Raw genomic sequence first — 11678 nt, 5'->3', positions numbered from 1 at the left:
AACGGTAAGTAAATCAGAAAATTACTATTGCACCCGTCAGTTTCTTAGTTATAATGCCAACCATTCGAAAGGGAGTTATCCTTTTCACTGATGCCACTGTGATGGAATTGGTAGACATGACGGATTCAAAATCCGTTGCCTTCGGGCGTGGCGGTTCAAGTCCGCCCAGTGGTACCAAATTAGAAGAAGCTGCTATTTATAGCGGCTTTTTTTACGCCTAAAATCTGTATCGAATAGAGCGTTGCCTTCGGTGTGGCGGCAGGAATGCCTGTCCAATCAGTCCGCCTAGTGGTATCAAATTAGAAGAAGCTGCTATTTATAGCGGCTTTTTACGCCCAAAATCTGGAGCGAATAGAACGTTGCCTTCGGTGTGGCGGCAGGAGTGCCTGTCCAATCAGTTCGCCCAGTGGTACCAAATTAGAAGAAGCTGCTATTTATAGCGGCTTTTTACGCCCAAAATCTGGAGCGAATAGAACGTTGCCTTCGGTGTGGCGGCAGGAGTGCCTGTCCAATCAGTCCGCCCAGTGGTACCAAATTAGAAGAAGCTGCTATTTATAGCGGCTTTTTTTACGCCTAAAATCTGTATCGAATAGAGCGTTGCCTTCGGTGTGGCGGCAGGAATGCCTGTCCAATCAGTCCGCCCAGTGGTACCAAATTATAAAAGAAGCTGCTATTTATAGCGGCTTTTTTTACGCCTAAAATCTGGAGCGAATAGAACGTTGCCTTCGGTGTGGCGGCAGGAATGCCTGTCCAATCAGTCCTCCCAGTGGTACCAAATTATAAAAGAAGCTGCTATTTATAGCGGCTTTTTTACTGCTAACTCCATAGAGAATAAAACGTTACTCATCTAGTATGTCGCTTTGAGCTTGTATTCCTTCTCACTCTGAATAATTTATAAAGTGATCTATAGAGATAAATTATCGTAACCCATTACTCCATATTTCATTTCTTATCCTAGACTTACAGCAGTGTTGTTTGAGTTGGGAAAGTAAATGTGGCGAGTATCAAAATAACAGTAGATCGACTACAACCGGGTTTACATATTCGACTACCTGTTAAGTGGAATGATCATCCCTTTTTATTTAATAGCTTTAAAATAAAGTCACAAGATCAGATCACTATGATTCGTCATTTGGGGATCCAGCACGTATTTTTGAATACAAACCAAAGTGATGTTGAACCGCTACCGCCTAAAGCTGAAGAAAATGAAAATGAAGAAAAAGATGTAGAGCAGGAAGCTATATTAGCCGAAGAAGCAGATAAACTTTGGCAAGAAAAGCAAAAACGAATAGAAAGACTGAGTGCTTATCGACGTAAAGTTAGTGCGGTAGAAAAAGAGTTTGAACGTTCATTGTCGCGTATGCGAGCTGTGATGAACAAAATACGTAGTCGCCCAGTTGACGCTGTTAATGAAGCTAGCGTTTTGGTCGAAGATATTGTTGATACTTTATTGAGTGAAGACAATGTGACTTTACATTTAATGAATGGCAAAAGTGAATTCGAGGATATCTATTTTCATTCATTAAACGTTGCCGTCATTTCTATGATGATTGGTAAGGTAAAAGAGTACCCACCAGAAAAGATAAAGCAGTTAGCTTTCGCCGCATTATTTCATGATATGGGAAAAGTCCGAGTCCCAGCTGCTATCGTTAGAAAACAGACGCAATTGACCGCTCCAGAATTGAACTACTTAAAGTTACACACTAAGTATGGACTTGAGCTTGCTGCGAATATAGATAGTTTTCCGGAAACAACGAAAAGAGTGATTGAGCAACACCATGAACTCAATGATGGTTCTGGTTACCCTAACGGTCTAAAAGGAGCAGAGATTGATGAACTAGCACAAATTGTTGCGGTAGCGAATGCTTTCGACAATCTATGTCATCCCAATATTCCGAGTGAACAAAAGATACCCTATATTGCTCTTTCTTATATGTTTAAGAACTGTAAGCATCTTTATGATCCAGAGAACCTAAGTATCTTAGTGAAGTTTATGGGGGTTTTCCCTCCTGGCACTGTCGTCCAGCTCTCTAATGAGATGGTAGGGTTAGTCATTTCTGTTAATGCCAATAACCTGCTATTTCCCAATGTACTTATTTATGATCCCTCAGTACCAAGAAACCAAGCGCCAATAATTGACTTAGCTGATAAGGATATAAAGATAGTGAATGCCATCCTCCCGAATAAACTGCCCGATAAAATTCGTGAATACCTAAACCCACGGGCAAGGGTGTCCTATTTCTTCGAAGGAAATGAGTAGTTATCCACAGCAATCTGTGGGTAAATTGTTTCTTTTGTGAGGGTAAATGGGTATAAAATCCGTTCTGTTGAAACTTTGTTCGAACGCTTTTTTTTTCGATAAAAAAAGCGATTTTCCGCTTGCCAACTTAAAAGAACTCCCTATAATGCGCCCTCACTGACACGGCAGACGCCACAAGGCTTCAGCGGTTCAGTAAGAGGATAAGACGCTCGAATGAGAAAGTTGAAAAAAGTGTTTGACACTGACAACGAAATCGCTAGAATGCACCTCCGCTTTGAGAGAAAAGTTCTTGAAAAGCAAGCTCTTTAACAATTTAAACCTATCAATCTGTGTGGGCACTCGTTGATGATAATCAAATGAGAAACTTCGGTTTCCAATTGGTTTCAATGAACTGAGTGACCAATCAAGATGTCTTTTGGAAACATTAGGGGTCTTGGCACAGTCAATTCAACATTACTTAGTAATGTATTCAGTATTCATTGAGCCACAAAAAACTTTAATTGAAGAGTTTGATCATGGCTCAGATTGAACGCTGGCGGCAGGCCTAACACATGCAAGTCGAGCGGCAGTGACATAAACAAACCTTCGGGGGCGCTTATGGGCGGCGAGCGGCGGACGGGTGAGTAATGCCTGGGAAATTGCCCTGATGTGGGGGATAACCATTGGAAACGATGGCTAATACCGCATAATAGCTTCGGCTCAAAGAGGGGGACCTTCGGGCCTCTCGCGTCAGGATATGCCCAGGTGAGATTAGCTAGTTGGTGAGGTAAGAGCTCACCAAGGCGACGATCTCTAGCTGGTCTGAGAGGATGATCAGCCACACTGGAACTGAGACACGGTCCAGACTCCTACGGGAGGCAGCAGTGGGGAATATTGCACAATGGGCGCAAGCCTGATGCAGCCATGCCGCGTGTATGAAGAAGGCCTTCGGGTTGTAAAGTACTTTCAGCAGTGAGGAAGGTGGTGAGATTAATAGTCTCATCATTTGACGTTAGCTGCAGAAGAAGCACCGGCTAACTCCGTGCCAGCAGCCGCGGTAATACGGAGGGTGCGAGCGTTAATCGGAATTACTGGGCGTAAAGCGCATGCAGGTGGTCTGTTAAGTCAGATGTGAAAGCCCGGGGCTTAACCTCGGAATAGCATTTGAAACTGGCAGGCTAGAGTACTGTAGAGGGGGGTAGAATTTCAGGTGTAGCGGTGAAATGCGTAGAGATCTGAAGGAATACCAGTGGCGAAGGCGGCCCCCTGGACAGATACTGACACTCAGATGCGAAAGCGTGGGGAGCAAACAGGATTAGATACCCTGGTAGTCCACGCCGTAAACGATGTCTACTTGGAGGTTGTGGCCTTGAGCCGTGGCTTTCGGAGCTAACGCGTTAAGTAGACCGCCTGGGGAGTACGGTCGCAAGATTAAAACTCAAATGAATTGACGGGGGCCCGCACAAGCGGTGGAGCATGTGGTTTAATTCGATGCAACGCGAAGAACCTTACCTACTCTTGACATCCAGAGAACTTAGCAGAGATGCTTTGGTGCCTTCGGGAACTCTGAGACAGGTGCTGCATGGCTGTCGTCAGCTCGTGTTGTGAAATGTTGGGTTAAGTCCCGCAACGAGCGCAACCCTTATCCTTGTTTGCCAGCGAGTCATGTCGGGAACTCCAGGGAGACTGCCGGTGATAAACCGGAGGAAGGTGGGGACGACGTCAAGTCATCATGGCCCTTACGAGTAGGGCTACACACGTGCTACAATGGCGCATACAGAGGGCGGCCAACTTGCGAAAGTGAGCGAATCCCAAAAAGTGCGTCGTAGTCCGGATTGGAGTCTGCAACTCGACTCCATGAAGTCGGAATCGCTAGTAATCGTAGATCAGAATGCTACGGTGAATACGTTCCCGGGCCTTGTACACACCGCCCGTCACACCATGGGAGTGGGCTGCAAAAGAAGCAGGTAGTTTAACCTTCGGGGGGACGCTTGCCACTTTGTGGTTCATGACTGGGGTGAAGTCGTAACAAGGTAGCGCTAGGGGAACCTGGCGCTGGATCACCTCCTTAACGATAAGATTATTGCGATGAGTGTTCACACAGATTGATACGGTTTAATAGAGCACCTAGTGGGTCTGTAGCTCAGGTGGTTAGAGCGTTCGCCTGATAAGCGAGAGGTCGGTGGTTCGAGTCCACTCAGACCCACCAAAATTTCCAGTAACTGCGTTAGTTATTTCGTCGTGTAGCGAACTACACGTCCTCAATAACGGCCTTGTTTCTGAAAATTTTAACCAAGATGGGGCTATAGCTCAGCTGGGAGAGCGCCTGCCTTGCACGCAGGAGGTCTGCGGTTCGATCCCGCATAGCTCCACCATCTTTAAGCACATTTGCTTAAGTGTTCTTAAAAATGGTGATTTTCGTAAGAAAACACATTGCTCTTTAACAATTTGGAAAGCTGACAAAGTAATCTTTTATTTCAATGAAATAGAAAATTACTTGTAAAAGTTCTCAATTATTTTCTTTATGAAAATAACCAACACACATTCAAGTGTTCTTGGGAAGCTTACTTTAAGTAGTAAGTATTCAAAATTGAGTCCGGCAATATCGAGTCTGCAACATGTATAAAAATGCAGACAAACCTTGGTGACTTGTTCATCAACTCAAAACTTTTTTGGGTTGTATGGTTAAGTGACTAAGCGTACACGGTGGATGCCTTGGCAGTCAGAGGCGATGAAGGACGTACTAACTTGCGATAAGCGTAGATGAGGCAGTAAGAGCCACTTGAGTCTACGATGTCCGAATGGGGAAACCCAACTGCATAAGCAGTTATCTTTAACTGAATACATAGGTTAAAGAGGCGAACCGGGAGAACTGAAACATCTAAGTACCCCGAGGAAAAGAAATCAACCGAGATTCTGGTAGTAGCGGCGAGCGAAACCGGATTAGCCCTTAAGCCATTTATGCGTCAGGTGAAGTGTCTGGAAAGGCACGCGATACCGGGTGATAGCCCCGTAACCGTTAACGTATTTGTGGTGAAATCGAGTAAGGCGGGACACGTGATATCCTGTCTGAATATGGGGGGACCATCCTCCAAGGCTAAATACTCCTGACTGACCGATAGTGAACCAGTACCGTGAGGGAAAGGCGAAAAGAACCCCTGTGAGGGGAGTGAAATAGAACCTGAAACCGTGTACGTACAAGCAGTAGGAGCCTCTTTTATGGGGTGACTGCGTACCTTTTGTATAATGGGTCAGCGACTTATATTCAGTGGCAAGGTTAACCGTTTAGGGGAGCCGTAGCGAAAGCGAGTCTTAACTGGGCGCCCAGTCTCTGGATATAGACCCGAAACCGAGTGATCTAGCCATGGGCAGGTTGAAGGTTGAGTAACATCAACTGGAGGACCGAACCGACTAATGTTGAAAAATTAGCGGATGACCTGTGGCTAGGGGTGAAAGGCCAATCAAACTCGGAGATAGCTGGTTCTCCCCGAAAGCTATTTAGGTAGCGCCTCGGACGAATACTACTGGGGGTAGAGCACTGTTAAGGCTAGGGGGTCATCCCGACTTACCAACCCTTTGCAAACTCCGAATACCAGTAAGTACTATCCGGGAGACACACGGCGGGTGCTAACGTCCGTCGTGGAGAGGGAAACAACCCAGACCGCCAGCTAAGGTCCCAAATTACAGCTAAGTGGGAAACGATGTGGGAAGGCTTAGACAGCTAGGATGTTGGCTTAGAAGCAGCCATCATTTAAAGAAAGCGTAATAGCTCACTAGTCGAGTCGGCCTGCGCGGAAGATGTAACGGGGCTAAGTTGTAAACCGAAGCTGCGGCAATGCCTTTTTAGGTATTGGGTAGGGGAGCGTTCTGTAAGCCGTTGAAGGTAGATTGCAAAGTCTGCTGGAGGTATCAGAAGTGCGAATGCTGACATGAGTAACGATAATGGGGGTGAAAAACCTCCACGCCGGAAGACCAAGGGTTCCTGTCCAACGTTAATCGGGGCAGGGTAAGTCGACCCCTAAGGCGAGGCTGAAAAGCGTAGTCGATGGGAAACGGGTTAATATTCCCGTACTTCTTACAATTGCGATGGGGGGACGGAGAAGGCTAGATGGGCCTGGCGACGGTCGTCCAGGTTCAAGTGCGTAGGCTTGGAAATTAGGTAAATCCGGTTTCCTCTAAGGCCGAGACACGATGTCGAGTCACTAAGGTGATGAAGTCATTGATGCCATGCTTCCAGGAAAAGCCTCTAAGCTTCAGATTGTAAGGAATCGTACCCCAAACCGACACAGGTGGTCGGGTAGAGAATACCAAGGCGCTTGAGAGAACTCGGGTGAAGGAACTAGGCAAAATGGTACCGTAACTTCGGGAGAAGGTACGCTCTTGACGGTGAAGAGATTAACTCTTGGAGCTATTGAGAGTCGCAGATACCAGGTGGCTGCAACTGTTTATTAAAAACACAGCACTGTGCAAAATCGTAAGATGACGTATACGGTGTGACGCCTGCCCGGTGCCGGAAGGTTAATTGATGCTGTTAGAGGTAACTCGAAGCGGTTGATCGAAGCCCCGGTAAACGGCGGCCGTAACTATAACGGTCCTAAGGTAGCGAAATTCCTTGTCGGGTAAGTTCCGACCTGCACGAATGGCGTAATGATGGCCACGCTGTCTCCACCCGAGACTCAGTGAAATTGAAATCGCTGTGAAGATGCAGTGTACCCGCGGCTAGACGGAAAGACCCCGTGAACCTTTACTACAGCTTGGCACTGAACATTGAGCCTACATGTGTAGGATAGGTGGGAGGCTATGAAACAGTCACGCTAGTGATTGTGGAGCCGACCTTGAAATACCACCCTTGTATGTTTGATGTTCTAACTTGGCCCCATTATCTGGGGTGAGGACAGTGCCTGGTGGGTAGTTTGACTGGGGCGGTCTCCTCCCAAAGAGTAACGGAGGAGCACGAAGGTGGGCTAATCACGGTTGGACATCGTGAGGTTAGTGCAATGGCATAAGCCCGCTTGACTGCGAGAATGACAATTCGAGCAGGTGCGAAAGCAGGTCATAGTGATCCGGTGGTTCTGAATGGAAGGGCCATCGCTCAACGGATAAAAGGTACTCCGGGGATAACAGGCTGATACCGCCCAAGAGTTCATATCGACGGCGGTGTTTGGCACCTCGATGTCGGCTCATCACATCCTGGGGCTGAAGTCGGTCCCAAGGGTATGGCTGTTCGCCATTTAAAGTGGTACGCGAGCTGGGTTTAGAACGTCGTGAGACAGTTCGGTCCCTATCTGCCGTGGGCGTTGGAAGATTGAAGGGGGCTGCTCCTAGTACGAGAGGACCGGAGTGGACGAACCTCTGGTGTTCGGGTTGTGTCGCCAGACGCATTGCCCGGTAGCTAAGTTCGGAATCGATAACCGCTGAAAGCATCTAAGCGGGAAGCGAGCCCTGAGATGAGTCTTCCCTGGCGCTATAAGCGTCCTAAAGGGTTGTTCGAGACTAGAACGTTGATAGGCAGGGTGTGTAAGCGTTGTGAGGCGTTGAGCTAACCTGTACTAATGGCCCGTGAGACTTAACCATACAACACCAAAAAGGTTTTGTATCGGACTCGATATAAGAGACACACTTGATTGTGTAGAGAACGACAGCTTTCTGAATTAATTGTTGCTGCGTAGCGGTAACAACAAAGAATTTGCTTGGCGACCATAGCATTTTGGACCCACCTGATCCCATGCCGAACTCAGAAGTGAAACGAAATCGCGCCGATGGTAGTGTGGGGCTTCCCCATGTGAGAGTAGGTCATCGCCAGGCTTTAATTTAAAGAGGCCCGTGTTATCACGGGCCTTTTAGTCTGAACAGACGCTTTAGCTGATATGGCTCAGTCGGTAGAGCGCATCCTTGGTAAGGATGAGGTCCCCAGTTCGATTCTGGGTATCAGCACCATTTATTACAATTTGTTGAGTGCCTTCTTTTTACTCAATAATACAGAATTTGCTTGGCGACCATAGCATTTTGGACCCACCTGATTCCATGCCGAACTCAGAAGTGAAACAAAATTGCGCCGATGGTAGTGTGGGGCTTCCCCATGTGAGAGTAGGTCATCGCCAGGCTTTATTTCAAAACCCCAGCCCACTCGGCTGGGGTTTTCTCGTTTTATACCTACTGTATATATTCATATTTCCTCAGGAACTTTTGTTTGTGGTTATCGGATATAAAAAAAGCTGCCATATCGGCAGCTTTTGTTCATAAAGAATGGCTCTTTATTGCAAGAAATTAGGTATGTTTGCTTCGAACTCGGCAATTTTATCTGCGTGTTGAAGTGTTAGGCCAATATTATCTAATCCATTGAGTAAGCAGTGACGACGGAATTCATCAATCTCAAATGAATAATTTTTGCCATTTGCTGTTACTGTCATTGATTCTAGATCAACAGTGACTTCTGCACCTTCAGTTGCTTGTACGAAATGGAAGATTTCATCGACTTCCTCTTCTGTCAAACGTACTGGAACCATTTGGTTGTTGATTGAGTTGCCGTAGAAAATATCAGCAAAACTTGGTGCAATCATTACTTGAATACCGTAGTCAGCAAGTGCCCAAGGTGCATGTTCACGAGAAGAACCACAACCAAAGTTTTCGCGAGCGAGTAAGATACTTGCTCCTTTGTATTGTGATTTATTTAATACGAACTCAGGGTTTGGTTGTTCACCTGCATCATCAAGAAAGCGCCAGTCATGGAATAGGTGCTTACCAAAACCAGTTCGTGTTACTTTTTGTAGAAACTGTTTTGGGATAATCGCATCGGTATCGACGTTGGCTGCATCCAATGGGACAACTAAACCAGTATGTTGTTTAAATCCTGCCATGATAGTGTCCTTTCTAATTAGTTGATTTCTCGGATGTCGACAAAGTGCCCTGCGATTGCAGCTGCTGCGGCCATTGCTGGGCTAACTAGGTGTGTACGACCATCACGACCTTGGCGGCCTTCGAAGTTACGGTTAGACGTTGATGCACAGCGCTCTCCAGGACCTAAGCGGTCATTGTTCATTGCCAAACACATGGAGCAGCCAGGTAAACGCCATTCAAATCCTGCTTCGATAAAGATTTTATCTAAGCCTTCTTCTTCTGCTTGCGCTTTAACTTGTTCAGAGCCAGGTACGATCAAGGCCTGTACGTGTGACGCGACTTTTTTGCCTTTAGCAACTTCAGCAGCAGCTCGCATATCTTCGATACGTGAGTTAGTACAAGAGCCAACGAATACTTTATTAATTTTATATTCAGCTAGTTTAGTACCACCTTTTAATCCCATATATGCAAGAGCTTTTGTTGCTGAGGCTTTTTCTACAGGATCAGAGAAATCTTCTGGTGAAGGAATGATACCGTCTACCGCCATTACTTGACCTGGGTTAGTGCCCCAAGTGACTTGTGGGCGAATATCTGCAGCATTTAAAGTCACTACAGCATCGAATTCTGCATCTTCATCAGTTTTTAATGAAGACCAATATTCCACTGCTGCATTCCAATCTTCAGCTGAAGGGGCGTAACGACGATTTTTAATGTAATCGAATGTCGTTTCATCAGGGGCGATAAGACCTGCTTTAGCACCTAACTCAATGGCCATATTACATACCGTCATACGGCCTTCCATGGAGAGATCTCGAATGGCTTCACCACAAAATTCAACCACATAACCGGTGCCGCCGGCTGATGTTGTTTTACCGATAATGGCCAAAACAATATCCTTGGCGGTAATTCCAGGAGCCACCTTGCCTTTTACTTCAATTTTCATGGTCTTAGCACGGGCTTGTTTTAGTGTTTGAGTTGCTAAAACATGCTCAACTTCAGAAGTACCGATACCAAATGCTAGGGAGCCGAAGGCACCGTGAGTTGCAGTGTGAGAGTCGCCACAGACGATGGTCATACCTGGTAGAGTAATACCTAACTCAGGCCCCATAACATGCACAATACCCTGATATTTATGGTTAATATCAAACAGAGTGACACCAAACTCTTTACAGTTTTTTGATAGTGTTTCCATTTGTATACGAGCCATCTCACCAGATGCGTTAATGTCTTTGGTGGTGGTCGATACGTTATGATCCATCGTAGCAAATGTTTTGCTGACTTGGCGTACTGGACGCCCTTTTTCACGCAGTCCATCAAACGCTTGAGGTGAGGTTACTTCGTGTACTAAATGGCGGTCGATGTACAAAATTGGGTTTTCGCCTTCGGCTTCAACCGCAATATGAGCATCGTAAATCTTTTCGTATAAGGTTTTTGCTTTTGACATTGCTTTGTTCCTTGCAGCTCGCAGAGCGAGAAGGATCGCCTATGCGATCCCTCCTAATATTATGAGTTTGAGATATATTGAGCGATAACATCACCCATTTCACTAGTGCTTAAAGCAGGATTGTTACCGGCCAAGTCACCAGTTAATTGGCCGGCAGCAAGCGCTTTACTCACTGCAGCTTCAATATCTTTAGCTGCATCTTCTTCGCCTAAGCTGTAACGTAGCATTAGAGCTGCAGAAAGAATTTGCGCTACTGGGTTCGCAATATTTTTACCTGCGATATCGGGTGCACTGCCGCCCGCCGGTTCATACAAACCAAACTTACTTTCGTTCATACTTGCTGAAGGTAACATGCCCATTGAGCCTGTGATCATCGCACATTCATCAGACAAAATGTCACCAAAGATATTTGAGCACAGTACAACATCGAACTGAGATGGGTCTTTAATTAACTGCATAGTCGCATTATCAATATACATATGAGTTAATTCGACATCTGGATAGTCTTTAGCAATTTCAGTCACAATTTCACGCCACATGATAGAGCTTTGTAATACGTTAGCTTTATCTATAGAGCATACTTTCTTATCACGTAGCCTTGCTGATTCAAAAGCAATCTTGGCAATACGTTCAATCTCATAGCGGTGGTAAACTTCTGTATCAAAGGCTTTTTCGTTAGGGCCTTCACCTTCACGACCTTTTGGTTGACCAAAGTATATGCCACCTGTTAATTCACGAACCACTACAATATCAAAACCACGAGCTGAGATATCGGCGCGTAGAGGTGAAAAGTCCTCTAAACCATTATGGATCTGAGCTGGACGCAAATTACAGAATAGTTGGAAGTGTTTACGAAGAGGTAATAAGGCACCACGCTCCGGCTGTTCATTTGCCGGAAGGTGTTCCCATTTTGGGCCACCAACAGAACCAAACAGAACGGCATCTGATTCTTCACAAGCAGCCAAAGTAGTATCTGGTAATGGTTTACCATGGTTGTCTATTGCGATACCGCCGATGTCGTGTTCTTCACGGGCAAAGGTCAAATTATATTTAGTTTCGATGGCATCAAGCACTTTGTTTGCTTGCACCATTACTTCTGGGCCGATGCCATCGCCAGGTAAAACCGCGATTTTGTATGTTGTGTTTGTCATGCGAATC

At 46.0% G+C, this 11678-nt stretch carries 4 protein-coding genes, 4 tRNA genes and 4 rRNA genes; 9 read left to right on the top strand and 3 right to left on the bottom strand.

Features of this window, described 5'->3' with window-relative positions:
• Positions 1–92 precede the first annotated feature (92 nt).
• The 9 genes from I1A42_RS14305 to rrf (I1A42_RS14265) all read left to right on the top strand — a co-directional run bounded on the left by I1A42_RS14305 (position 93) and on the right by rrf (I1A42_RS14265) (position 8343).
• Positions 93–177 (top strand) — tRNA-Leu (locus tag I1A42_RS14305).
• Positions 178–994: 817 nt separating this feature from the next.
• Positions 995–2260 (top strand): HD-GYP domain-containing protein, encoded by a 1266-nt coding sequence (locus tag I1A42_RS14300; RefSeq protein ID WP_161153725.1) that lies wholly within the window; start codon positions 995–997, stop codon positions 2258–2260.
• 497 nt (positions 2261–2757) lie between these two features.
• Positions 2758–4310 (top strand): 16S ribosomal RNA (locus I1A42_RS14295).
• Positions 4311–4371: 61 nt separating this feature from the next.
• Positions 4372–4448, top strand: a tRNA-Ile gene (locus I1A42_RS14290).
• Between the two features lie 90 nt (positions 4449–4538).
• Positions 4539–4614: transfer RNA gene (locus tag I1A42_RS14285), tRNA-Ala, on the top strand.
• A 308-nt stretch (positions 4615–4922) separates the two neighbouring features.
• A 23S ribosomal RNA gene (locus tag I1A42_RS14280) occupies positions 4923–7813 on the top strand.
• Between the two features lie 115 nt (positions 7814–7928).
• A 5S ribosomal RNA gene (rrf, locus tag I1A42_RS14275) occupies positions 7929–8044 on the top strand.
• Positions 8045–8100: 56 nt separating this feature from the next.
• A tRNA-Thr gene (locus I1A42_RS14270) sits at positions 8101–8176 on the top strand.
• Positions 8177–8227: 51 nt separating this feature from the next.
• Positions 8228–8343: ribosomal RNA gene (rrf, locus tag I1A42_RS14265) — 5S ribosomal RNA — on the top strand.
• The 16S, 23S and 5S rRNA genes sit together here with 3 tRNA genes alongside, the layout of an rRNA operon.
• Before the next feature lie 150 nt (positions 8344–8493).
• Here rrf (I1A42_RS14265) and leuD read toward each other — a convergent pair.
• Genes leuD through leuB form a run of 3 tightly spaced genes read right to left on the bottom strand, consistent with a single transcriptional unit; the run spans position 8494 to position 11671 of the window.
• Positions 8494–9096, bottom strand: a complete 603-nt coding sequence (gene leuD, locus I1A42_RS14260) for a 3-isopropylmalate dehydratase small subunit (RefSeq protein WP_196123882.1) — start codon at positions 9094–9096, stop codon at positions 8494–8496.
• A gap of 17 nt (positions 9097–9113) precedes the next feature.
• Positions 9114–10520, bottom strand: coding sequence for a 3-isopropylmalate dehydratase large subunit (leuC, locus tag I1A42_RS14255; protein ID WP_196123881.1), 1407 nt, complete (start codon positions 10518–10520; stop codon positions 9114–9116).
• Positions 10521–10579: 59 nt separating this feature from the next.
• Positions 10580–11671: a 3-isopropylmalate dehydrogenase gene (leuB, locus tag I1A42_RS14250; protein WP_161153783.1), complete on the bottom strand. Its 1092-nt coding sequence runs from the start codon at positions 11669–11671 to the stop codon at positions 10580–10582.
• Positions 11672–11678 lie beyond the last annotated feature (7 nt).

It is taken from the genome of Vibrio nitrifigilis (assembly GCF_015686695.1).
GTDB lineage: Bacteria > Pseudomonadota > Gammaproteobacteria > Enterobacterales > Vibrionaceae > Vibrio > Vibrio nitrifigilis.
This window is presented reverse-complemented; position numbering and strand designations above follow the sequence as displayed.